The 23,174-nt window shown below is 71.7% G+C and carries 24 protein-coding genes; 15 read left to right on the plus strand and 9 right to left on the minus strand.

The features are described from left to right. The first annotated feature begins 64 nt into the window (after positions 1–64). Together BMY61_RS00065 and BMY61_RS00070 are read left to right on the plus strand one after the other, a co-directional pair. Positions 65–1,306: an amino acid deaminase/aldolase gene (locus BMY61_RS00065; RefSeq protein ID WP_042453538.1), complete on the plus strand. Its 1,242-nt coding sequence runs from the start codon at positions 65–67 to the stop codon at positions 1,304–1,306. A 67-nt stretch (positions 1,307–1,373) separates the two neighbouring features. Then, the gene (locus BMY61_RS00070) at positions 1,374–1,967 is read left to right on the plus strand and encodes a TetR/AcrR family transcriptional regulator (protein WP_042453540.1); all 594 of its coding nucleotides are present in this window, start codon (positions 1,374–1,376) and stop codon (positions 1,965–1,967) included. 4 nt (positions 1,968–1,971) lie between these two features. Here the strand turns inward: BMY61_RS00070 and BMY61_RS00075 are convergent, their stop codons facing one another. The 5 genes from BMY61_RS00075 to BMY61_RS47300 all read right to left on the minus strand — a co-directional run bounded on the left by BMY61_RS00075 (position 1,972) and on the right by BMY61_RS47300 (position 6,220). Further along, positions 1,972–2,457: a group II truncated hemoglobin gene (locus BMY61_RS00075; RefSeq protein ID WP_174514537.1), complete on the minus strand. Its 486-nt coding sequence runs from the start codon at positions 2,455–2,457 to the stop codon at positions 1,972–1,974. 139 nt (positions 2,458–2,596) lie between these two features. Further along, positions 2,597–2,872 carry a hypothetical protein gene (locus BMY61_RS00080; protein WP_042453543.1) on the minus strand — a complete coding sequence of 92 codons (276 nt, stop codon included), beginning with the start codon at positions 2,870–2,872 and terminating at the stop codon, positions 2,597–2,599. A gap of 106 nt (positions 2,873–2,978) precedes the next feature. After that, positions 2,979–3,974, minus strand: coding sequence for an EamA family transporter (locus BMY61_RS00085; protein ID WP_042453545.1), 996 nt, complete (start codon positions 3,972–3,974; stop codon positions 2,979–2,981). Positions 3,975–4,193: 219 nt separating this feature from the next. Next, complete coding sequence (gene kynU, locus BMY61_RS47295) at positions 4,194–5,405, minus strand: kynureninase (protein WP_439646592.1); 1,212 nt, start codon at positions 5,403–5,405, stop codon at positions 4,194–4,196. Then, positions 5,405–6,220 (minus strand): tryptophan 2,3-dioxygenase, encoded by an 816-nt coding sequence (locus tag BMY61_RS47300; protein WP_042453548.1) that lies wholly within the window; start codon positions 6,218–6,220, stop codon positions 5,405–5,407. Before BMY61_RS47300 ends, kynU begins: the two co-directional genes overlap by 1 nt. Positions 6,221–6,373: 153 nt before the next feature. On the opposite strand from BMY61_RS47300, the gene BMY61_RS00100 reads away from it, so the two are divergent. The 8 genes from BMY61_RS00100 (at position 6,374) to BMY61_RS00135 (ending at position 13,299) form a co-directional block, all read left to right on the plus strand. Then, positions 6,374–6,811: an Lrp/AsnC family transcriptional regulator gene (locus tag BMY61_RS00100; RefSeq protein WP_042453550.1), complete on the plus strand. Its 438-nt coding sequence runs from the start codon at positions 6,374–6,376 to the stop codon at positions 6,809–6,811. A gap of 14 nt (positions 6,812–6,825) precedes the next feature. Next, entirely contained in the window at positions 6,826–7,617 is a 792-nt protein-coding gene (locus BMY61_RS00105; protein WP_042453552.1) for an alpha/beta hydrolase, read from the plus strand. A gap of 270 nt (positions 7,618–7,887) precedes the next feature. After that, positions 7,888–9,309, plus strand: coding sequence for a family 2B encapsulin nanocompartment shell protein (locus BMY61_RS00110; RefSeq protein WP_042453554.1), 1,422 nt, complete (start codon positions 7,888–7,890; stop codon positions 9,307–9,309). An 18-nt stretch (positions 9,310–9,327) separates the two neighbouring features. Then, on the plus strand, positions 9,328–10,086 hold the full coding sequence (locus BMY61_RS00115; protein ID WP_042453556.1) for a bestrophin-like domain: 759 nt from the start codon (positions 9,328–9,330) through the stop codon (positions 10,084–10,086). 76 nt (positions 10,087–10,162) lie between these two features. After that, positions 10,163–10,708, plus strand: a complete 546-nt coding sequence (locus BMY61_RS00120; protein WP_042453559.1) for a DinB family protein — start codon at positions 10,163–10,165, stop codon at positions 10,706–10,708. Between the two features lie 124 nt (positions 10,709–10,832). Continuing rightward, entirely contained in the window at positions 10,833–11,339 is a 507-nt protein-coding gene (locus BMY61_RS00125) for a SigE family RNA polymerase sigma factor (RefSeq protein ID WP_042453561.1), read from the plus strand. A gap of 24 nt (positions 11,340–11,363) precedes the next feature. Next, positions 11,364–12,614: a hypothetical protein gene (locus tag BMY61_RS00130; RefSeq protein ID WP_042453563.1), complete on the plus strand. Its 1,251-nt coding sequence runs from the start codon at positions 11,364–11,366 to the stop codon at positions 12,612–12,614. A 40-nt stretch (positions 12,615–12,654) separates the two neighbouring features. Continuing rightward, positions 12,655–13,299, plus strand: coding sequence for a GNAT family N-acetyltransferase (locus tag BMY61_RS00135; RefSeq protein WP_042453565.1), 645 nt, complete (start codon positions 12,655–12,657; stop codon positions 13,297–13,299). On the opposite strand, the gene BMY61_RS00140 is transcribed toward BMY61_RS00135, so the two are convergent. Beyond that, complete coding sequence (locus BMY61_RS00140; protein ID WP_042453690.1) at positions 13,256–13,741, minus strand: hypothetical protein; 486 nt, start codon at positions 13,739–13,741, stop codon at positions 13,256–13,258. The genes BMY61_RS00135 and BMY61_RS00140 overlap by 44 nt on opposite strands. A 53-nt stretch (positions 13,742–13,794) precedes the next feature. Here BMY61_RS00140 and arfB point away from each other — a divergent pair, with 53 nt between their 5' ends. Next, a complete protein-coding gene (gene arfB / locus BMY61_RS00145) occupies positions 13,795–14,229 on the plus strand; it encodes an alternative ribosome rescue aminoacyl-tRNA hydrolase ArfB (RefSeq protein WP_143094109.1) in 435 nt (144 codons plus the stop codon). A 147-nt stretch (positions 14,230–14,376) separates the two neighbouring features. Here arfB and BMY61_RS47305 read toward each other — a convergent pair whose 3' ends face one another. Next, the gene (locus BMY61_RS47305; protein ID WP_042453567.1) at positions 14,377–14,949 is read right to left on the minus strand and encodes a flavin reductase family protein; all 573 of its coding nucleotides are present in this window, start codon (positions 14,947–14,949) and stop codon (positions 14,377–14,379) included. A gap of 259 nt (positions 14,950–15,208) precedes the next feature. Between BMY61_RS47305 and BMY61_RS00155 the strand changes: the two genes are divergently transcribed. Both BMY61_RS00155 and BMY61_RS00160 read left to right on the plus strand, forming a co-directional pair. After that, positions 15,209–16,990 (plus strand): sensor domain-containing diguanylate cyclase, encoded by a 1,782-nt coding sequence (locus tag BMY61_RS00155; RefSeq protein WP_042453568.1) that lies wholly within the window; start codon positions 15,209–15,211, stop codon positions 16,988–16,990. A gap of 193 nt (positions 16,991–17,183) precedes the next feature. Then, positions 17,184–18,116: a carbohydrate-binding protein gene (locus tag BMY61_RS00160; RefSeq protein WP_052439068.1), complete on the plus strand. Its 933-nt coding sequence runs from the start codon at positions 17,184–17,186 to the stop codon at positions 18,114–18,116. Between the two features lie 69 nt (positions 18,117–18,185). Here BMY61_RS00160 and nagA read toward each other — a convergent pair whose 3' ends face one another. Together nagA and BMY61_RS00170 are read right to left on the minus strand one after the other, a co-directional pair. Further along, positions 18,186–19,433 (minus strand): N-acetylglucosamine-6-phosphate deacetylase, encoded by a 1,248-nt coding sequence (gene nagA, locus BMY61_RS00165; RefSeq protein ID WP_082015326.1) that lies wholly within the window; start codon positions 19,431–19,433, stop codon positions 18,186–18,188. Next, positions 19,376–20,305, minus strand: a complete 930-nt coding sequence (locus BMY61_RS00170; protein ID WP_042453574.1) for an ROK family protein — start codon at positions 20,303–20,305, stop codon at positions 19,376–19,378. The genes nagA and BMY61_RS00170 overlap by 58 nt, the downstream gene beginning before the upstream one ends. Before the next feature lie 584 nt (positions 20,306–20,889). Here BMY61_RS00170 and BMY61_RS00175 point away from each other — a divergent pair. Together BMY61_RS00175 and BMY61_RS00180 are read left to right on the plus strand one after the other, a co-directional pair. Continuing rightward, positions 20,890–22,113, plus strand: coding sequence for an extracellular solute-binding protein (locus tag BMY61_RS00175; protein ID WP_042453576.1), 1,224 nt, complete (start codon positions 20,890–20,892; stop codon positions 22,111–22,113). Between the two features lie 91 nt (positions 22,114–22,204). Next, positions 22,205–23,173, plus strand: a complete 969-nt coding sequence (locus BMY61_RS00180) for a carbohydrate ABC transporter permease (RefSeq protein WP_075003698.1) — start codon at positions 22,205–22,207, stop codon at positions 23,171–23,173. Position 23,174 lies beyond the last annotated feature (1 nt).

The following is a 23,174-nucleotide window of genomic DNA, read 5'->3' on the forward strand; positions in this document are numbered from 1 at the left end:
ACAAGTGAACAAGTCACGCTGCGGATCTGCGCACGGCTCCGGCAGTCCAGCGAGAGGCCCTTCGATGACCACCGAAACCGAGATCGTCAAGAACCACACGCCCGCCTCCTTCGCCCAGCTGGAGCAGGCGACCGCCGAGCTGCGTCCGCCGTTCGCCGTCGTCGACCTCGGCGCGCTGCGCGCCAACGCCGAGCGGATGGCCGCCCGGGCTGGTGGCAAGCCGATCCGGCTGGCCAGCAAGTCGCTGCGCTGCCGCACCCTCATCGAGGACGTGCTGCGTACCCCCGGCTACCACGGGATCATGGCGTTCACCCTGCCCGAGGCGCTCTGGCTGGCCCGGACCACGGACGAGTCGCTCGGCGACATCCTCGTCGCCTACCCCTGCGCCGACGTCGCCTCGCTGCGTGAACTCGCCGCGGACGAGCGCGCCGCCGCGCGGATCGCGGTCATGGCCGACTCCGTCGAGCACCTCGACCTGATCGCCGCCGCCGCGCAGGCGGCCTCCGCCGACGGTCCGCAGGTGCGGGTCTGCCTGGACCTCGACGCCTCGCTGCGGCTGCTCGGCGGCCGGATCCACCTCGGCATGCGCCGCTCCCCGATGCACGACCCGGCGGCGGCCGGCGCGCTGGCCCGCGCCGTGCTGGACCGGCCGCGCCTGCGGCTGGTCGGCGTGATGTCCTACGAGGGCCAGATCGCCGGCCTCGCCGACAACCAGCCCGGTTCGCCGCTGATGCGGGCCGGTGTCCGGCTGATGCAGCGCCTGTCGACGCAGGAGCTGCGGATCCGCCGTGCCGCGGCGGTGCGCGCGGTCCAGGAGGTCGCGCCGCTGGAGTTCGTCAACGGCGGCGGCACCGGCAGCCTCGAATCCACCTCGTCCGAGTCCGCCGTCACCGAGCTCGGGGCGGGCTCCGGCATCTACGCGCCGCGCCTGTTCGACCACTACCGGGCCTTCGACCCGCTGCCCGCCGCCTACTTCGCGCTGACCGTGGTCCGCCGCCCCGCGCCGCGCCACGTCACCGTCCTCGGCGGCGGCTGGATCGCCTCCGGCCCGGCCGGCGCGGACCGGCTGCCCACGCCGGTCTGGCCGCAGGGACTGGGCCTGGTCGGCACGGAGGGCGCGGGCGAGGTGCAGACGCCGCTGGTGGGCGAGGCGGCGGACCGGCTGCGGCTCGGCGACCGGGTCTGGTTCCGGCACGCCAAGGCCGGCGAGCTGTGCGAGCGCGTGGACCGGCTCCACCTCGTCGAGGGCGACCGGATCGTCGGTGAGGCGCCCACCTACCGGGGCGAGGGCCACGCCTTCTTGTGATCGATCCGCCGATCTCGCTGGGGTAGCGTGCCCCGAACGTCCCCTACTGCTCGCACCTGGAGTCCCGATGGTCCGCCGATCCGCCGACGAGCGCCGCGAGGAGCTGATCGAGGCGGCGCTGAAGGTGATGATCCGCGACGGTGTCGCCAAGGCGACGACCCGCGCGATCGTCGCGGAGGCGGGCCTGCCGCTCGGGGCGTTCCACTACTGCTTCCGCTCCAAGGAGGAGCTGCTCCACAGCGTCGTCGAGCGCATCATGCAGGGCGCACTGGCGCCCGCTGTCGCGGCGGGTGTCGAGGGCGCCCCGGTCGCGGAGGTCATCCGCTCCACGCTGCGCGCCTACTGGGCCCGGATCGAGGCGACCCCCGAGGAGCACCTGCTCACCTACGAGCTCACCCAGTACGCACTGCGTCAGCCCGGCCTGGCGGAGGTGGCGCGCCACCAGTACGCCCGCTACCTGGCCGTGAACGGCGAGTCCCTCGCCACGATGGCCGGCCTCGCGGGCTTCGAGTGGACGGTCCCGCTGCCGACCCTCGCCCGCTACGGCCTCGCCGTCCTCGACGGCCTCACCCTCACCTGGCTCATCGACCGCGACGACGCGGCCGCGGCGCAGGCCCTGGACGAGTACGCGACCTACCTGATCTCCGTGGCGAAGCAGTAGCGGCTCAGGAGGAGGGGATCCAGGGCGGGGTCTGGTTCCAGGACCAGCGCGGCACGTCCGCGGCGTCGATCGGCGGCGGGTTCTCGCCCGAGTAGACCAGCGCCATCCGGCTGCCCCACTCGATGTAGTAGACGAACACCGCGCGGAACTCCGGGTCCGTCGGCAGGCCGACCTCGTCCGCGGCGTCCAGCAGCAGCGCGACCCAGCGTCGGCGCTGTTCCTCGGTGATGCCGCGACCCAGGTGCTGCCGGGCCATGTGCGGGTGTCCGCCGCGCTCCTCGGTGTAGTGCCGGGGCGCGTCCGGCCCCCCGAAGACCTCGGCCAACCAGAGTGCGACGTGCTGCGGGTGCTCGCTGTCCATGCCGGCGAAGACTGGTGCGAGCAGGGGGTCCTTGAGGACGTGATCGTAGAAGGCGGTGGTGAGCCGCTCGAGTGCCTGCGGACCGCCGGCCCACTCCAGGACGGACGGCGTGCGCTTCTGCTCGCTCACGAGGATGCTCCTCTTGCGTGGCTCCGGATCGCGGTGTCGTTGTAATCATGATTACGTCGTTGCACCGGGCCGCGCAAGCAGTTCGCGCACAGGAGAACCCAGCCCTGCGGCGGGCCGCAGGGCTGGGATCCGGGTGACGTCAGTTCACCGAGGGCGCGGCACCGCGCCAGGCGTCCAGGCCGGCCTGCGAGGCCACCCGGGCCTGGTTCAGGGTGCGCTGAGCCAGTTCGGTGGGCGGGGTCTCCCAGGTCTGGACCCAGCGGCGTCCCGCCACGGCGAGGGAGAGGCCGACGGTGGCGGCTCCGGCCGCGATCACGATCGCACCGACACCGGTCAGTGTGGCGCCGAGAGCGAGCATGCGCCCGTTGGGCTGGAAGCTCGCGGAGTTGCTGTTCGTCATCTGCAGTGCGCTCATGGGACCACGATGCGCGCACCCGCCCGGTCCCGCACGTCGAACCGTCCATCAGCGGGAGCCCCACCGGGCGCCGGCCCGGACGCCGGCCCGGACGCCGGCCCGGACGTCAGCGCGACGCGGTCTCGCTGACCTGCGCGATCTCGCCGTTCACGGCGACCTCGGCGGAGCCCTGCACCGGACGGCTGGTCTGCGCGACGAACGCACCCACCAGTACCAGTGCGCCGCCCAGCAACTGGGGCGTCGCCAGGTGTTCGCCGAGCAGGAACCAGGACAGCACGGTGGCCACGACCGCCTCCAGGAAGGCGACCACGGAGGCGACCGGCGCGGAGAGCCGACTGACGGAGGCGACCCCGGCGAGGTAGGCGACCACGGTGGAGACCAGCACCATCCACAGCGCGAGCACGAACGCCGGGACGCGGTGCGAGCCCATGGTGGCCTCGCCGCCCAGCACGTGCCAGGGCAGGGACCACGGCTGCGCCAGCGGGGCCACCAACACCGCCCCGATCAGCAGGCCGAAGCCGCTGAGCGCGACCGGGTCGATCCGCGCCTCGGGGTCCGCGGAGCCGGCGGCGCGGCCCGCCTTCTCGGAGATCACGAAGTAGCCGACCTGCGAGACGGCCGCGCCGAGACCGCAGAGCACGCCGAGCGGGTCGAGCCCGCCGAGGCCGGTCCACACCTCCACGACGAGCGCGAGCCCGAGCGTCGCGGTCAGCGCGCCGAGTGCCGCCGCCCGGGTGACCGGCCTGCGCTGCACGAAGCGCACGTAGCCCAGGAGCAGCGACGGGCCCAGGTACTCCAGCAGCATGGCGATCGCGACGGGGATGCGGGAGATCGCGAAGAAGTACGACACCTGCACCAGGGAGACCCCGAGCAGTCCGAAGCCCAGCAGCAGCCAGGGGTGCCGGCGCAGCAGGGCGCGGTGGCGCACCGTCACCGGCAGCAGCACCAGCGCGGCACCGGCCATCCGTACCCAGACCACCTGCAGGGGGGTGAGCCCCGCCTCGATCAGCGGTTTCGCGGCGACGCCGGAACCGCCGAAGGAGAACGCGCTGACCAGCGCGAGGGTCAGCCCGAGGCTGGAACGGGAGGTACGGGTGTGCATGCCCGCATTGTGACAGCGGGCGCGGGGAATCGACAGTGGCGTCTCACGATGACGCTACTGACCCCAGGGGCGCGAGGAACTGCGCGAGTAACCCACTCATGGCAGTGAGATCCCGAGCGGACAGGGCCATCCGCCTGGTTCGGGTTGCTCGCGCCCACGCGGCGGAGCCGCACATCAGCAGAGCCTCGCGCCCCTGGAGGGTGCAACCGGGCGTCGTGTCTACGTGACCGCGCCGCGCTCGGCGAAGCGTGCTTCCGCCCACTCGCCGGTCGCCAGCACCTGCCGCAGTGCCTCCGCCGCGTCCCACACGTCCGCGTGGGAGACGTACAGCGGGGTGAAGCCGAAGCGCATGATGTCCGGCTCGCGGAAGTCCCCGATCACGCCGCGCGCGATCAGCGCCTGCACCACCGCGTACGCCGACGGGTGACGCAACGAGATCTGGCTGCCGCGCTCCGCCTCGCCGCGCGGGGTGACCGTCTCCAGGCCCAGCGCGTCCGTCAGCCGCAGGAAGAACGAGGTGAGGCTGAGGCTCTTCGCACGGACCAGGGCGAGGTCCACCTCGGCCCAGACGTCCAGCGCCGCGTCCAGGCCGGCGAGGCTCAGCAGCGGCGGGGTGCCGGTCAGGAAGCGGCCGATCCCGTCCGCCGGACGGTAGTCCGGCGCCATCGCGAACGGCTCCGCGTGGCCGAACCAGCCGCTCAGCGGCTGCCGCGCCGCGGCGTGGTGGCGCTGCGCCGCGTAGAGGAACGCGGGCGCGCCGGGGCCGCCGTTGAGGTACTTGTAGCCGCAGCCGACCGCGAAGTCCGCCTCGCAGGCGTCCAGTTCGACCGGGAGCGCGCCGACGGAGTGGCACAGGTCCCAGACCATCAGCGCGCCGGCCGCGTGGACCTGCTCAGTGACGGCCGCCATGTCCTGAAGCCGGCCGGTGCGGTAGTCGACGTGGGAGAGGAGCACCACCGCGGTGTCCTCGTCGAGCAGCTCCGCGAGCGACGCGCCGTCGCGGCCGATCAGCAGTCGGCGGGCGGGCGAGAGGCCCTCGGTCATGTAGAGGTCGGTCGGGAAGCTGCCCAGCTCGCTGACGACGGTCGACCGTCCGGGTCGCAGCCGCAGGGCCGCGCTGAGGACCTTGAACAGGTTCACCGAGGTGGAGTCGCAGACGACGACCTGGTCCGGTGCGGCGCCGACCAGCGGGGCGAGGCGGTTGCCGAGGCCGCGCGGGAGGTCGTACCAGCCGGCCTCGTTCCAGCTGCGGATCAGGCCCTGGCCCCACTCCTCCTCGACCATGCGCCGCAGGCGTTCCGGCGTGTGGGCCGGGAGCGCGCCGAGGGAGTTGCCGTCGAGGTAGAGCACGTCCTTGGGGAGCGTGAACCGCTCCCGGAACCCGCGCAGCGGGTCGGCGGCATCGAGGGCGAGCGCCTCTTCACGAGTGATCACAGGGCGTCCCGCACGGCCCACAGGTCCGGGAAGACGTCCTGCTCGGCCGCGTGCCGCAGCCAGCTCAGGCCGCTGGAGCCACCGGTGCCGGGCTTGGCGCCCATGCACCGCTTGACCGAGGCCAGGTGGCGCTGGCGCCAGCGGGTGACGCGCTCGGCGACGTCCATCAGCAGCTCCGCGAGCTCGCACAGGTCGCGCTGCTCGGGGTCGTTGTAGACCGAGAGCCAGGCGGCGACGGGGGAGGAGACGTCCACCCCGCACCGCTCCACGTACGCGACCGCGTCGTCGTACAGGCTCGGGGCCTCCAGCGTGCGCCGGAGCTCGGCGTGCACGTCGGGGTTGCCCGCGTACAGGCGCAGCAGGCGCTCGTGCTTGTTGCCGATCATGAACTCGAGGTGCAGGAACATGTACGACTGGAAGCCGCTGGCCTCGCCGAGGACCGGCCGGAAGGAGTTGAACTCCACCGGGGTCATCGACGCGAGCAGGTCCCAGGAGTTGACCAGCACGTCCTGCGCGTGGAGCCCGCGCCGCAGCGCGGCGACGGCCGTCGGCAGGTCGTTGTCGCGCAGCGCCTGCTGCGCGAGGGTCCACTCGTGCCGGACCAGACCGAACAGCAGCTCCATCACCTGGGTGGCGACGATGAAGGTGGTCTCGGCCGGTTCCTTGCTGAGCGGGTTCAGCAGGGCGTGCAGGGTGTCGATCCCGGCGTAGGCGGCGTACGGCGTGGTCGCGGCGGCGAAGTCGACCTTGGGTGTGGTCTCGTCGGTCGCGGCGGTGGTGTCGCCGAGGGTGGGGGCGGGCGTCGCAGGCATGGGTGTCCTCCAGGCGCGGTTTGGCACCATTCATTCTGCTGCGCGCGTGCCGTTCACAGAATGGGCGACGAGCTGTCCGACGGCCGCTCGGCTTAGTCTGGGAAAGGCGATCAGCCGATCGGCTTAACGAATGAAAAGTATGAGGTGAGAGGCGTGCTGGACGCGGTGGACCGGCGCCTGCTGGCGGAGCTGCAGGACGACGCCCGGTTGTCCTACAACGAGCTCTCGCGCCGGGTGAACCTCTCCGCCCCGGCGGTGGCCGAGCGGGTCCGGCGTCTGGAGGCCGCCGGCGTGCTGGCCGGCTACCACGCCGAGGTGGACCTCACCCGCGCCGGACGCGTGGTCACCGCGCTCGTCCAGGTCCAGTGCTACGGCCCGCGCTGCGTCCTGCGGGACCCGTCGGTCGCGACCTGGCCCGAGGTGATGCAGCTGCACCGGGTCACCGGCGGGGCCTGTTGCGTGCTGATGGTGGCGGTCGCCACCATGGCGGAGTTCGAGGGCCTGATCGACCGACTCGCCGAGTACGGCCAGCCGTCGAGCACGATGATCCTCTCGACCCCGCTGCGCTGGCGGCCGGTCGAGCCGGTTTAGGAGGGGGACGGGCAGTGCTGGACGAGGACGCGCTGGGCGCGCTGCGCCTGCAGGCCGACCACACGAACACCTACGGCGGGCACCCCGAGCAGGTGGTGGACTTCCTGTTCCCGCGCGGGACGGGCGGCCCCGGCGCCGAGGGCAAGACGATGGTGGTGCTCTTCCACGGCGGCTTCTGGCGTCCCCGCTGGGACCGTCACCACACCGCGCCGCTGGCCGAGGCGCTGGCGGCGGAGGGCTTCCTCGTCGCCGTGCCCGAGTACCGTCGCGCGACGGGCTGGCCGGAGATCTTCGACGACGTCGCGGTCTGCGCGGAGGCGCTGCCGATGATGACGGCCGCGCAGGGCCTGCGGCCGACCCGGGTGGTCTACGTCGGGCACTCCGCGGGCGGCCACCTCGCGCTCTGGGCGGCGGCGCGGCGCCGCCTGCCGGCGGGCTCGCCGTGGCGCTCCGAGGGCCACCCCGACGCCGCGGTGGCCCTGGCGGGCTGCGCGTCGTTGCGCCTCAGCGACGAGTGGGAGCTGGGGGGTGGCGCGGCCCGCGCGATGATGGGCGGCAGCGTCGACGCTCTCGCGTCCCGCTACGCGGACTGCGATCCGGCGGCGCTGCTGCCACTGGGCGTGCCGACCACGCTCATCCACGGCGAGGACGACGACTCCGTCCCCCCGACCATGTCCCGCGCGTACGCGCGCGCCGCGCGCGAGTCGGGCGACGAGGTCCACCTGATCGAACTCCCCGACGTGGAGCACTTCGGCGTCATCGACCCCACCTCCCCGGCCTGGCCGCACCTCCTCGCCGCCCTGTAGTTCGTCAGGGGCGCGGGGAACTGCGCGACAAGCCACCCACATGCGGATGGTCCTCAACGCGCAGGGTCATCCGCACAGGGTGGTTGCTCGCGCAGTTCCCCGCGCCCCTGGATAGTGCAACCGGCCCTCTGTGAAAACACTGGGCCGAACAGGTGATCGTGGCTACCCCGTCAATGTCCATGCCATTCCCGCTCGTTCGGGGAATACCCCCGATTCCGCGCCACCCCCACCCTGGAAGAGTCGATCCGCTCCCAGGGGAGGGCCCCGAACATGTCCGTCGACGCTGGTATTGACGCCACGTCAGACAACGCCGCAGCGCAGCAGTCCGCGCTGAACACCGCCGCGGCCAAGAACCTCGCCACCACCACCAAGACGCCGCCGCAGATGCAGGGCATCACCTCCCGGTGGCTGCTGCGCATGCTGCCGTGGGTGGAGGTGTCCGGTGGCACCTACCGGGTGAACCGCCGGCTCAGCTACGCCGCAGGGCGCGGGCGGCTGAGCTTTGCGCAGACCGGGGCGGAGACCCGGATCGTGCCGCCCAGCCTCGTCGAACTGCCGCTGCTGCGCGGGCTGGACGACGGCGCGCTGCTCGGGGAGCTGGCCTCGCGCTTCGCGCAGCGCGACTTCCAGCCGGGTGAGGTGATCGCCGAGTACGGCGAGGTCGTCGACCACCTGATGGTCATCGCGCACGGCAAGGTCAACAAGATCGGCACCGGCAAGTTCGGCGACAGCCACGCCGTGCTGGGCGTGCTCGCCAACGGCGACCACTTCGGTGACGAGGCCCTGCTCGGCGGTGACGCGCTCTGGGAGTGGACCGTCAAGGCGGCCACCGCCGGCACCCTGCTCTCCCTGCCGCGGCAGGCCTTCACCGACCTGCTGGGCCGCTCGCCCGAACTGCGGTCCCGCCTGGAGGCGTTCACCGCCGCCGGCGCCGCCGCGCAGGACTCGCACGGGCAGGCGGCCATCGAGCTCGCCGCCGGCCACGACGGCGAGCCGGAGCTGCCGGGCACCTTCGTCGACTACGAACTCGCGCCCCGCGAGTACGACCTGAGCGTCGCGCAGACCGTGCTCCAGGTGCACACGCGCGTCGCGGACCTCTACAACCAGCCGATGAACCAGATCGAGCAGCAGCTCAAGTTGACCGTCGAGGCCCTGCGCGAACGCCAGGAGTACGAGATGATCAACAACCCGGAGTTCGGGCTGCTGCACAACGCCGACTACGACCAGCGCATCCACACCCACGGCGGCCCGCCCACCCCGGACGACATGGACGAACTGCTCGCCCGGCGCCGCGGCAACAAGTTCTTCCTGGCGCACCCGCGCGCCATCGCCGCCTTCGGGCGGGAGTGCAACCGGCGCGGGCTGTACCCGGAGTCGGTGGACGTCGCCGGCGACCGGATCCCGTCCTGGCGCGGGGTGCCGATCTTCCCGTGCAACAAGATCCCGGTGAACGGCGGACACACCAGCTCGATCCTGGTGATGCGCACCGGGGAGAACGACCAGGGCGTCGTCGGCCTGCACCAGACGGGCCTGCCGGACGAGTACGAGCCCAGCCTCTCCGTCCGGTTCATGGGCATCAACGAGCGGGCGGTGATCCAGTACCTGGTCAGCGCCTACTACTCCTGCGCCGTGCTCGTCCCCGACGCGCTCGGGGTGCTGGAGAACGTCGAGGTGGCCCGGCCGCGCGACTGAGCCCCGGAGCGACGACACGTGAGTTGGAGCGACGTCTTCATCCTGCTCGGCACGCTCGCGGTCTCCGCGATCGCGCTCTGGCTGCTGCAGCACTTCGTCCCGCACCGGCTGCGGGAGACCCACAACGACGTGGCGGGGTTCATCTTCGCGGCGGTGGGTGTGATGTACGCGGTGCTGCTCGCCTTCGTGGTCATCGCCGTGTGGCAGAACCTGGACTCCGCGCGGCAGACCACCTTCAAGGAGGCCGACGCCCTGGCCGGCGTCTACTGGATCTCGCGGGAGCTGCCCCTCCCGCTGGGATCGCAGTTGGAGCACAACACCCTGGAGTACGCCCGGACGGTCCAGGACACCGAGTGGCCGCTCATGTCCCAGCACAGGAGCAGTCCGCAGGCGACGCAGCTCGTCTACGCGATGCGCTCGGAGGTCCTCGGGTTCACCCCGGCCGACGCACGGCAGCAGGTGCTCTTCGAGCACGCCGTGACCCACGTCGAGGAGCTGGCCTCCGAGCGGCGTGAGCGGCTCACCGAGGTCGACGACTCGGTGCCGACCATCATGTGGGTCGCGCTGATCGCCGGCGCCCTGCTCACGGTCGGGTTCACCTACCTCTTCGGCCTCTCCAACACCCTCGCCCACGGCCTCATGGTGCTGACGCTCACCGCGTTGGTCGTGGTCTCCCTGCTACTGATCAAGGAGATGGACTTCCCCTTCACCGGCGTCACCCGGGTCGAACCCACGGCGTTCGAGGTCTTTCTGAGCAGGTTGCCTCCGCCACGCTGATAGAGGACAGACGCTGTCCTAGATCCTTCCTACAGTGGGGACCACGGAAGCCCGAGAGAGAGCCGAGGTGGTCCCCATGCCGACCGTTGTCAGCGCCGAGTCCGACGAGCGCGAAGCCCTGCTGAACTTCGTCGAGGCGCAGCGCGCCGCCGTCCGCCGGGCGGTCGGCGGGCTGAGCCGGGAGCAGCTGACGGCCCGTCCCACCGTCAGCGAGCTCACCCTCGGCGGCATCGTCAAGCACCTCGCCGAGGTCGAGAGCAACTGGACCCGGGTGATCCTGGCCGGTCGCGAGCCGCTGGTCGAGCGCAGCATGGAGACGTGGGGCGACTCGTTCAAGCTCCTCGACGGAGAGGAGATCGCGGGCGTCCTGAAGTTCTGGGACGAGGTCGCCGCCGAGACCACCGAGATCGTGAACGGCCTGCCGGACCTGGAGGTGACGGTCCCGCTCCCGGACCGGCCGTGGAACCCCAAGGGCGCCCACCGCTCCGCCCGCTGGATCATGCTGCACCTGATCGAGGAGATCGGCCGCCACGCCGGCCACGCCGACTTCCTGCGCGAGGCCACCGACGGGGCCACCGCGTTCAGCCTGCTCGGCGCCGCCCAGCTGCGCCCCAACGACTGAGCTCCACAGGCTCGGTGAGCCCTCCGCCCCACACGGCGGAGGGCTTTTCCGTGTCCCTGTAACGTCCCGCGGGGCCTGACGCGTCGAAGAGGTCGTAGGGGACGGCGAGAGGGCGGGGGCGCGGATGAAGGCGGCGGACGAGAGCGACTACCTGGATTTCGCCACCGCACGGACGGGCGCGCTGTACCGGTCGGCGGCACTGCTCAGCTCGGGCGATCCGCATCTCGCGGAGGACCTGGTCCAGGAGACCCTCGGCCGGATGTACGTCCACTGGCGCCGCGTGTCCAAGGCGGACAACCCCGCCGCCTACGCGCACACGGTGCTGGTGCGGGTCTTCCTCAGCCACCGGCGCAGACGCAGCACCACCGAACAGCCCACCGGCCGGCTGCCGGAGGGTGTCGTGCCCGAGGGCGACGCCACCCTGCGCCTCACCCTGCTCGACGCGCTGGCCCGCCTCGGTCCACGCGACCGGGCGGTGCTGGTGCTGCGGTTCTGGGAGGACCGCAGCGTCGAGGAGACCGCCCGGGTACTGCGCAGCTCCAGCGGCGCCGTCCGGACCCAGACCTCCCGGGCGCTCGGCCGGATCCGTTCGATCCTCGGCGACTCCCTGCCCGACCTCGCCCGTTCGTGACGCTCACTCGGATTGGTGGCAGACATGCCTTTTGAAGACCGGCTCGCGCAGTCGATGCGCGACACCGGCGAGGACTTCGCTCCCCGTGACCTCGTCGGCCTCGTCAACGGTGGTGTGACGGACGGCCGCAAGCGCCGACGCCGGCGCAACGTCGCCGTCCTCGGCGGCTCCGCGGCGCTCGCCCTCGTCGCCGTCGGCGGCGCGATGGTGCCCTCGCTGCTGAACACCACCGGCGCGCACCACGTCGCCGGCCCGGCGGCCCAGCCGAAGATGTCGCTCACCGCCTCCGCGAAGCCCGTCAGTGACGGCGAGTTGGCGAAGCAGATGATCGACACCTTGAAGGGCCTGCTGCCGAGCGGAGGCAGGATCACCGACGCGACCGGCCGGTGGGTCATGCCGGGCGGCAGGATGCTCGCTCCGCTGGCCTCGCTCGTCTACGACGACGGCCACGGCGCGTCGGCGATCGAGGTCGGGCTCACCCACAACCGGCCGGGCGGGCAGCTGCCCAGCTGCGCGAACCCCGCGTACGCGCCGAACGACGTGTGCCACACCTACCGGCTGCCCGGTGGCGCCTGGCTCTACCTCGACCAGGGCTACGAGTACCCCTCGCACGGCTACGGCACCAAGGACTGGCACGCCACGCTGATCAAGGCCGACGGCTCCCAGATCGACGTGGACGAGTGGAACGCCGCGGCGGAGAAGGGCGCCCCGGTCACCCGGGCCACGCCGCCGCTCTCGGCCGACCAGCTCAGGGCCCTGGCCACCAGTACGGCCTGGCGGCCGCTGCTCGCCGCCCTCCCGGCGCCGAAGCCGATCCCGCCGCGTCCCTCCGGCCTCGGCCCCGACGGCGGCGCCATCCTCAGGACGCTCAACGGCCTGCTGCCGCACGGCGTCACCGGCCACAACCCGGACAGCCAGTCGGGTTACGCGGAGGAGCAGCTGAGGGACGGCAAGGCCGGGGCGGGCCTGATCGGCGTCAACGTCCAGCTCTTCAACTCGAGCGAGGACGCCGGGATCGTCTCCCAGCTCTTCGCCGGCGCGACCACCCTTCCGGACGGGAGCAGGATGGTCGTCCGGCAGCAGGCCGCGGAGAAGGGCGGCTCCGGCGCGGTCCAGTGGGTCGTCGACCTGATCCGTCCCGACGGGGAGCGCGTGGTGGCCCAGGAGTTCAACTCCCCCCGCCAGGGCGTGGCGGCCGACCGCTCGCAGCCGGTGCTCAGCATCGACCAGCTCAAGGCCCTCGTCACCGACCCGGCCTGGACCAAGCTGGTCTGACGCCGGGTGGGCGCGGGCCCGGCTCGGCTAGCCTGGGGCGATGCCGCTGAGCATCCGCCCGTACCGCCCGGGTGACCGGGAGGACCTGTACGAGATCTGCGTCCGCACCGGCGACAACGGTGCGGACGCGAGCTCGTCGTACCCCGACCCGCGCATCCTGCCCGACATCTTCGTCGGCCCCTATCTGGCCCAGGAGCCCGAGCTGGCCTGGGTCGTGGCCGACACGGACGGGGAGGACCGGGCGCGCGGGTACATCCTCGGCACCGCCGACACCCGCCGCTTCGTCGCCCGCTATCTCGCCGAGTGGCTGCCCGGCGTCGAGGGCCGTCACCCCGACGACGGCGACGGCCGCGGCCACGAGCTGCGCCACCCTGAGGCGATGCTCGCCGCGGGTGTCGACGCCTACCCCGCGCACCTGCACATCGACCTGCTGCCCGAGGTCCAGGGTCAGGGCCTGGGGCGGGAGTTGATGCGCACCTACCTCGCCGCCCTGCGCGAGCGCGGCGTACCCGCGGTCCACCTCGGCATGGGCGCCGCCAACCACGCCGCCCGCGCGTTCTACGACCGCCTCGGCTTCCGGGAGTTGGCGCGGCCGACCCCCCACCTGGTGGTCCTCGGTCGCAGCACGGCCGAGGACGGCCTCACGCCACCCGGGGGAAGCGGGACCTCAGCTCCCAGAAGGTGAGGTTGTGGTCCAGCTCTTCGTGCAGGTCGACCAGGTCGGCCAGCAGGTCCTGCAGGAAGTCCCGCGCCTCGCGCCGCAGCACGCCGTGGTCCACGATCAGCGGTCGCTCGTCGCGGATCCAGTCCGCGCGCAGCTCCACCCAGTCCCCGCGCCGGGAGAAGCGCAGCCGGTCGGTGGACTCGGTGAGGTCCAGCTCGGCGCGGGGCATCCGCAGGCCCGGCAGCACCTTGTCGAGCTCCTCGACGATGTCGCACAGCGCCCAGGCGAAGTCCAGCACGGGCACCCACCCCCACCGGGTGGACAGGTCGCGTCCGCCCTCGCCCTCGACGAAGACGTCCCCGCAGAACAGGTCGTGCCGGAGCGTCCGCGCGGACGCGGACGCGTAGTCCGTCTGCGGCGGGTCGGGGAAACGGGGGGAGAGGGAGTAGCCGAGCTCGATCACCACTTGATTAAACCTCTCGCGCGGGCGGGTCCGTGAGCGGGATCATGGGTCGCATGTCCGTGAACCCTGTAGCCGTCAGCGTCCGGGGCGTCGTCGTGCCCGACGCCGAGCTGCAGTGGCGCTTCTCCCGCTCCTCCGGGCCGGGAGGCCAGCACGTCAACACCAGCGACAGCCAGGTCGAGCTGCGGTACCCCCTCGCGGCGAGTGCGGCGCTGCCCGCGGTGTGGCGGGAGCGCGCCCTCGGCAACCTCGCCGGCCGGCTCGTCGACGGCGTCCTCGTCGTCCGCGCGAGCGAGCACCGCTCGCAGTGGCGCAACCGGGAGGCGGCGGCCGTCCGCATGTCGGCTCTGCTGACGGAGGCGGTCGCACCCCCGCCCCGCGCCCGCCGCGCGACGAAGCCCTCCCGCGGCATGATCGAACGCCGCCTGGAGAACAAGCGCCGCACCGCGGAGCGCAAGCGCACCCGCGGCTCCGTCAAGGACTTCTGAGGTAGTTGCACCACCAGGGGCGCGAGGCTCTGCCGATCTGCGGCTCCGCCGCGTGGGCGCGAGAAACCACCCCGTGCGGATGGCCCTGCGCGTTGAGGACCACCTGCGCATCAGTGGTTTCTCGCGCAGTTCCTCGCGCCCCTGGGGTTACCCCAGGTGCCGGTACTGGCCGCGGAAGTAGGTGAGGGGGCCGCCCGTCGGGGCGCCGACGCGGGCCTCGAGGACGTGGCCGAGGACGAGGACGTGGTCGCCGGCGGGTATGCGTTCCACCGCGCGGCACTCGACCGTGGCCAGCGCGCCGGTCACCAGGGGCGCCCCGCTCGCGGTGCCGCGGGTGTGCGGGACCTCCGCGAAGAGCAGGCGGTCGCTGACGCGGCCCTTCATCGCGAAGCGCGCAGCGGTCGTCCGCTGGTCCGCGGCGAGGACGGAGACCGCGAAGCGGTCGACCCGGGAGAGGACGTCCTCCATCCGGGAGTCCTCGCGGACCGAGACCAGGACCATGGGAGGGTCCAGGGAGACGGAGAGGAACGCCGTCGCGGTCATGCCGATGTCCTCGCCGCGCGGGCCCTCCTCGGGGTCGTGGGCGGTCACCAGGACCACGCCGGAGGCGAGCTGGCCCAGGGCGGCCCGGAACTCCTCCGGGGAGGCCTCAGGGCCGTCCAGCGCGTTCGGCGGGGCGGGGGTCGTGGCAGTGGCTGCGGCGTCGTACACGTAAGGCACGCTATCTGCGCTCGCCCCGGGCTCGCATCGGACCTTGGGCTTAGGACGGGCGTCTGATTGCTCACGTTGCGGGAGGGAACCGGAGTGCACTCCGGTTCGATCAAGGATTACACACGTCAGACGTGTGAGTTGAGTCACAAGTGGCACTGATTTGCTGACCCAGAGTGTCGATCGGTGTGCACCCTGTGATTCAGTTTGTCTGGCAGTCCGACCATCTGCCATCTGCACGCGGGCCGGTCGAGGGGAGGGGAGGCAGGCGATGGACACCGAGCCGGAGCCCTACGTCCGTCTCGCGACCCTGCGGACCCTCCACCGCGTCATCGCCGACCTCAACGCCGCCCGCAGCCTCGCCGGGACGTTGCAGGCCGTGGTCGAGGGGGCGGTCACCGGTCTCGGCTTCGACACCGCCGTGGTCAACATGGTCCGGCCGGACGGGGATCTCGTGGTCGCCGCCGTCTGGGAGGTCGGCGTCGAGGGGGAGTCCGACGAGGGCATCAACAGCCTGCTCGGGCAGATCGGCTCACGCGAGTCCTGGACGCGGCTGCTGAACGCCGGGGATTCGTGGGGGAGCCTGGTCTTCCTGCCGCAGGAGCGCGGCTGGGCCCGGCCGGTCGACATCCCCCTGTGGGGCGGTGGCGGGGCGCGCTTCGTGCCCGAGGGCTCCTGGCACCCGGACGACATGCTGCTCGCCCCGATGTACAGCTTCGGCGGGGAGCTGCTCGGCGTGCTCTCCGTCGACCGCCCGCGCAACGGACGCCGTCCGGGGCCCTGGACGCGCGAGGCGCTGGAGATGTTCTCCCAGCAGGCCGGCATCGCGATCGGCAACGCCCGGCTGCGGGCCGAGATGCAGCGTGCGCTGATCCGGCTGGAGCGTGAGCAGCAGGCGCTCGGCGCCAGCGAGGAGAGCTACCGGCAGGCCTTCGAGTACGCGCCCAGCGGCATGGCCATCACCGAGCTGCACGGGGAGTCCCGAGGGCGGCTGACCCGCGTCAACGACGCGCTGTGCCGGCTGCTCGGCCGCTCCAGATCCTCGCTGCACCGCTACTCCTTCGCGGAGCTGGTGCACCCGGAGGACGCCGGCCGGCTGCGCGGCATCGCCACCGAGAACGGCCGCGCCGAGGTGCGCCTGGCCCGCCGCGACGGCGGCTGGCTCTGGGTCAACCTGCGCAACTCGGTGATCTCCGACGCCGTCGAGGGCGCGATGTACCTGCTCACCCACGTCGAGGACATCGAGGACCGCAAGCGGCACGAGCTCCAGCTCGCCCACCGGGCCAGCCACGACGCGCTGACCGGTCTGCCGAACGCGGCCGAGCTCAAGGCCCGGCTGCGGATGCGGCTGTGCGAGCACCCGGGCTCGCTCCCGGCTGTCGCGCACCGCCCCGGCGGCCTCGGCGCCTTCGGCGGGTTCGAGGGCTACGACCTGTACGAGGGGGCCGAGCAGGGCTGGCAGGAGGGCCGCCACGGGGACCACGGGGGCTTCGCCGACCACGGCGGTCTGGCCGGAGCGCTCGCGGGCGGGCAGGGCGCCGACGCCGGCCGGGGCCATGCCTACGGCCACCCCGCCGTCGCCGACGGCCCGGGCTTCGAGCACGTCCACGCCGTCCCGCCGGACGAGGCCGGCGCGCCGCCCGGCGGCCGGGCGCTCGCGGTGCTCTTCTGCGACCTCAACGGGTTCAAGAACATCAATGACCGCCACGGCCACGCCGCGGGCGACGCGACGCTGATCGAGGTCGCCCGGCGCCTGCAGCACGCGGTGCGCGAGGGCGACACGGTGGCCCGGATGGGCGGCGACGAGTTCGTCGTCCTGGCGGACGGCGTGGACCGCGCCCGCGCCAAGGACCTCGCGGACCGGCTGCGGACGGCGATCGCCCCGCCGATCCGCTGGGAGAACCGCACGCTGCGGGTCGGCGTGAGCATAGGCATCGGCTGGGCCGGTTGCGGCATGAGCATCGACGAGGTACTGCACACCGCCGACGAGCTCATGTACGTCGAGAAACGCGCCCGTGCGGGCGGCGGCCGCTCCCACCGGCGCGCCGGCTGACCGGCCGGTGGCAAGCCCGCGCAGGCTCCACAGACGCTAGTGGAACCGGCTGCTCCTGTACTCCGTCCTTACCGTCGTGTCACCCGGTCGGGGTAGTGTGCGGTGGATACGCGTGCCTGTTGTGCGGTACTCCGGGCGCGACAGCCGACCATGAACGCATATCCACGGATCACGACTCGGGAGTGAGCACTCGATGACAGCCGAGAACAACGGCGTGCCCGAGGACGACGATCCGTTCGCGTACCTGTACCGGGCCGAGAACGGCGCCGACGGCGCCGACGGCGCGGCTCCCACAGCGCCCATGCCCGGTGTGCCGCGCACCTCGTACCAGCAGGCCACCCAGGTCGGCCGGCACCAGTACGGGCAACAGGCCGGCTACGGCCAGCAGCAGCCCTCCTACGGCCAGCAGCCCTCCTACGGTCAGCAGCAGCCCGGCGGCTACGCCGGCGTGCCGCACCAGGCCCAGCCGCCGGCCGGCGGCGGCCGCGCCGCGGCACGCTCCGCGGGCGGCTCCGGTGGCGGCAGCTCGCGCGGCGTGATGATCGGCGCGGTGGCCGTGGTGGCCGCCGTCGCGATCGGCATCGGCATGGCGCTGTTCAACGGCAGCGGCGACAAGAACAACAGCGCCGCCGGCTCGTCCTCCTCGGCCAGCACGGGCGCCACGGGCAGCTCCTCGGCGTCCGCCGCGCCCTCGCAGACGGGGGCGCTGCCGGGCATCACGGACGCGTCCACGATGAACCCCAAGAACACCGCGGCCGTCGCCACCCCGGCCGGGGCGAAGGCCGCAGCCGGTTCCGTGCCGATCACCAACGGGCAGCAGAGCATCACTTGGACGGTGACCATCCCGACGGCCGGTCAGTACTACGTCCACATCCGCTACAACAACCCGGCCCCGGGCACCGAGGCCAAGGACCTGCTGCTGGTCAACGGCACGAAGAGCCGCGAGACATCCTTCAAGAACTACGGTGGCAAGGACCCGTCCCAGACGTGGTTCCACACCTACAACCAGCCGGACCTTCCGGCCGGTCAGGTCACCATCACCATCCAGGGCGTGGACGGTCAGCCGCCGGTCTCCATCGACCAGCTGACCATCACCGACAACAGCAGCAACCCCTGGGGCAGCTGACCCTCGGCCGACGACTGCGGCCCGCGCCCCTTCGAGGGGGCGCGGGCCGCAGTCGTTTCGCGGGGAGCGTCAGTTCGGCACCGGCACGCGGTCCTTGAGCTTCTCCGCGCCGACCGCCCAGCGGCCCTCGCGCATGACCGCGACGACGTCGTAGGACGCGTCCAGGACCACCAGGTCCGCGCGCTTGCCGGCCTCCAGCGAGCCCAGCTTGTCGGAGAGGCCGAGCTGCCGGGCCGGGTTGAACGAGAGCATCCGGCTGACGGTGTCCAGCGGCAGGCCGTTGACCGTCACCGCGCGCTTGAACGCGACGTCCAGGGTCAGCGTCGAGCCCGCGATCGAGCCGCCCTCGGCGAGGCGGGCGACGCCGTCGCGGACCTTCACCGCCATGGGGCCGAGCATGTAGTCGCCGTCGCCGAAGCCGGCCGCGTCCATCGCGTCGGTCACCAGCGCCACCCGGGAGGCGCCCGCGCCGCGGAAGGCGAGGTCGACCACGGCCGGGTGCAGGTGCACGCCGTCGCCGATCAGCTCGACGGTGACCCGTTCGTCCTCCAGCAGCGCCGCGATCGGGCCGGGGGCCCGGTGGGCCAGGCCCGGCATCGCGTTGAACAGGTGGGTGGCCACCGTCGCGCCCGCGTCGACCCCGGCCAGCGTCTTGTCGTAGGACGCGTCGGTGTGGCCGATCGCGGCGATCACGCCGCGCTCGGTCAGCATCCGGATCGACTCGATGCCGCCCTCGAGCTCGGGGGCCAGGGTGACCATCCGTGCCGCGCCGCGCGAGGCGTCGATCAGCTTGCGGACCACCGCCGGGTCCGGGTCGCGCAGCAAGTCCGGCTCGTGGGCCCCGCAGCGGTTGATGCTGATGAACGGGCCCTCGAAGTGGATCCCGGCCAGCACCCCGTCCTCGACCAGCTCGCTCAGCATCGACGCCTGACGGCACAGGTCGTCGATCTCGCCGGTGACGGTGGAGGCGATGGTCGTGGTGGTGCCGTGCCGGAGGTGCGTGTGCGCGGCCTTGATCACCTGCTCGGCGGTGCCGGAGTGGTAGGACTCGCCGCCGCCGCCGTGGACGTGCATGTCCACGAAGCCGGGGACCACGGTGTAGCCGGTGAGGTCGAGGGCGGGGGCCGCGCCGTCCGGAGGGGTGACCGGCGCCGCGATCTCGGTGATCACGCCGTTCTCGACGGCGATCTTCCCGTTCTCCACGACGCCGGTGGGCAGGACGAGCCTGGCCCCGGTCAGCACAGTGCGCTCCGCGTTGCTCACGCGGTCACCTCCAGTGAGAGCAGGTCCCAGGCGAGGAGTCCCGCGCCCAGGCATGCGGCGGTGTCTTTGAGCATCGCCGGTACGAGCGCGGGCGGCATCTGGAACGAGAGACGTTCGGTGACCGCGACCCGCAGGGGTGCGAACAGGGTGTCGCCGGCCTCGGCGAGGCCACCGCCGATGATGACGGTGCCGGTGTCGAGCAGGGTGTGCGCCATGACCAGTCCGTCGGCGAGCGCGGACAGGGCCTCCGTCCACACCCCGACGGCCCGCGGGTCGCCGGTGGCGACGGCGCGGGCGCAGTCGGCGGCGGTGGCGGTGGGGTCGCCGGAGGCGGTGGCCCAGGCCCGGCCGACGGCCGAGGCGGAGGCGATGGTCTCCAGGCAGCCGCGGGCGCCGCAGCCGCAGGCGGGTCCGGCCGGGCGGACCATGACGTGGCCGATCTCGCCGCCGTTGCCGTGGAAGCCGGCCTCGATCCGCCCGTCGATGCCGATGCCGCCGGCGATGCCGGTGCCCAGCGCGACGAACAGGAACCGGGAGACCCCGCGCCCGGCGCCGAGCCGGCCCTCGGCGAGTGCGCCGGTGCGCACGTCGTGGCCGAGCGCGACGGGCACGCCGAGCCGCTCGCCGAGCAGCTTGCGCATGGGTAGGTCGCGCCAGCCCAGGTTGGCCGAGAAGACGGCGACGCCCTCGGCCTCGTCGATGGTGCCGGGCACCACGACGCCGGCCGCCTGCGCGGTCTCCCCGAGACGCTTCCGGCCCTCGTCGCGCAGGTCGGCGGCGAAGTCCAGGATTCCGGCGACCACGGCGGAGGTGCCGTGTTCGCGTCCGGTGGGGCGGCGGTCCTCGTACAGGAGCGTGCCGTCGGGGGCGACCAGGGCGGCCTTCATGCCGGTCCCGCCGACATCGAGAGCGATGACGTGCTTCACGACGCAGCAGTCTCCCTCGTTCGAGCCGCAGAGGTCTAGTCCAGTTTGCAGATTGGTCTGGTCCATGACCAAACTCGGCCGCGCGGACCGGGCACTATGTCATAGAGTACCCGATTTGGCATAGCAAGTTACGGAGAGTAGTCGAGGCTGATTGCGGTCGCTGACCTGCGCACATGCATTGGTTTGGACCTTTGTGGTCTAGACCAAGTAGAAGCGCAGGTGGGAGTGGGGCTGATTAGGCAAGATCCTTCGGGAAAACAATCCGAGGAACTTCTTCGACGGTCACTGAGGGGCACTTGGCGCGACAAAAGTTCTCGACGATCGGCGAAGATTCTCGACGAATGACCGAATTGTCGTTGCGCAGGATGCAACGACAACCGCCTTTTCGGTAAATGGTGTAGACCTCTTGTCCGGGAGCTGGCCAGACTGACCGTCACACCGGGACGGGCAGGGTCCACTCGGCCGGCCGGCGGTGCCCCCACCTCCGCCGACCGCCCTCCTTCCGTCCTCCTACTTCGCGAAGGCGGTTGGTTTTCTTGAAGCGTCGTTTGCTTGCCCTCACAGCAATCGGTGTCGCCGGGGTCATGTCGCTGTCCGCGTGCAGCAGCAGCTCCTCTTCCTCGGGCTCGGGATCCTCGGGCGGCAACGTCACCATCAAGCTGCTGGCCGCCGACTACGGCACCGCCGGTACCTCGAACAGCACCCAGGCCTACTGGCAGGGGCTCGCGGACACGTTCCACAAGAGCCACCCGAACATCACCGTGCAGGTGCAGACGATCGCGTGGACCAACTGGGCCCAGGTCGCGACGATGATCCAGGACAAGCAGTACCCGGACATCCTCGAGGGCGACGCGCCCCAGCAGTTCGCGGCCGACGGCCTGCTGTACAAGCTGACCGACGTCATGTCGTCCAGCACCATCAGCAACCTGATCCCGGTCTTCGCCAAGCAGGAGGACGGCACCGACGGTGCCGCCTACGGTGCCCCGTTCACCACCAGCGCCCGCGGCCTGTTCTACAACAAGAAGCTGTTCGCGGCCGCCAAGATCGCCAACCCGCCGCAGACCTGGGCCGACATCCAGGCCGACGCCGCGAAGATCAAGGCGCTGGGCGGCGGCAACATCGGCTACGGCCTGCCGCTCGGCCCCGAGGAGGCCCAGGGCGAGTCGTACCTGTGGATGCTCGGCAACAGCGGTGGCTACGTCGACTCCAGCGGCAAGTACGCGATCAACCAGCCGGCCAACGTCGAGACCTTCAACTTCCTGAACACCCTGGTCAAGGCCGGCGACACCGAGCCCGGCCCGGCCAGCACCAACCGCCAGCAGATGTGGGACGCCTTCTCGGCGGGCCAGGTCGGCATGGTCGGCGGCTCCGGCGCGCTGATCCCCGACATCGTCAAGAACGGCAAGCTGACCACGTCCGACTACGGCGTGGTCCCGATGCCGGGCAAGAACGCCCCGCTCACCCAGACCCTGGGTGTCCACGACGACGTCGTGGCCTTCAAGCAGGGCGGCCACGCGGACCAGGTCAAGCAGTTCCTGGACTTCGTCTACTCCGACCAGAACCAGATCGCGTTCGACCAGGAGTACGACCTGCTGCCCGCCACCACCTCGGCCTCCGCGGCGCTCTCCGCCAAGGACCCGGTCGCGGCCGGCTTCCTGAAGAACGTGCCGAACTCCGTCGTCTACCCGTCCAACACCAACTGGAACACGGTGCTGGCCAAGCTCAAGCAGACCCTGGGCACCGCCGCGTCCGACAACGCGTCGTCGGTCCTGAACGGCCTGCAGACCTTCGCCACCAGCAACTCGTAATCCGCCCGGCCTAGAACGCACAGCCGGGACGGCCGACCGGCGGGTGATCCCCGCCGGTCGGCCTCGCGGCGCGTACGCGATGGAGCAGACCATGACGCAATCGACCCAGGCCGGCCTGCTGGAGCCGGCACCCGGGAGCGACGCCCCGCAACGAAGCGGTGTCCGTCCCGTCGGCGGCGGCCGACGCGTGCTGCGCGCGCTCGCCCCCCTGCCGTGGCTCATGCCCGCGACCGGCCTCATCCTCTTCGTGGTGATCTGGCCGGTGGTCTCGATGTTCCTGACCTCACGTCAGCACTTCGACTCGATGGGCTTCGACCAGGGCAGCGCGGGCTGGAGCAACTTCACCCGGCTGTTCGACGAACCGGACCTCCCGGGGGTGCTGATGCGCACCGTCATCTGGGTGATCTCCGTGGTCGGCCTCACCATCCTCATCTCGCTGGGCGTCGCCCAGATGTTCAACAAGCAGTTCCCGGGCCGGAAGATCGCCCGGTGGATGCTGATCGCGCCCTGGGCCGCCTCGGTCGTGATGACCTCCATCGTCTTCAAGTGGATGCTCAACCCGAGCAACGGCACGATCCTGGTGCTGATGCACGACCTGGGCTTCATGAAGAACTACAACAGCGTCAACTGGCTCTCCCAGCAGACCCCGGCGTTCATCTGGGAGATCGTCGTCGCGATCTTCGTCTCGGTGCCGTTCACCACCTACGCGCTGCTGGCCGGCCTGCAGGCGGTCCCCGAGGACGTCTACGAGGCCTGCCGCCTGGACGGCGCGGGCGCCGCGCGCACCTACTGGTCGATCACGCTGCCCCTGCTGCGTCCGGCCCTGCTGGTGGCGGCGCTCATCAACATCATGAACGTCTTCAACTCGTTCCCGATCATCTACGAGATGACGGGTGGTGGCCCGGGCAACCAGACCTCCACGACGACCCTGTTCATGTACAACACCCAGCAGACCAGCATCGGCGAGGCTGCGGCCATGTCCGTGGTCAACTTCGGCTTCATCATCGTGGTCGTCCTGCTCTTCCTGCGGGCGTCCCGGTGGAACTCCGCGGAGGACTGAG

Source organism: Streptacidiphilus jiangxiensis (assembly GCF_900109465.1).
GTDB classification, from domain to species: domain Bacteria; phylum Actinomycetota; class Actinomycetes; order Streptomycetales; family Streptomycetaceae; genus Streptacidiphilus; species Streptacidiphilus jiangxiensis.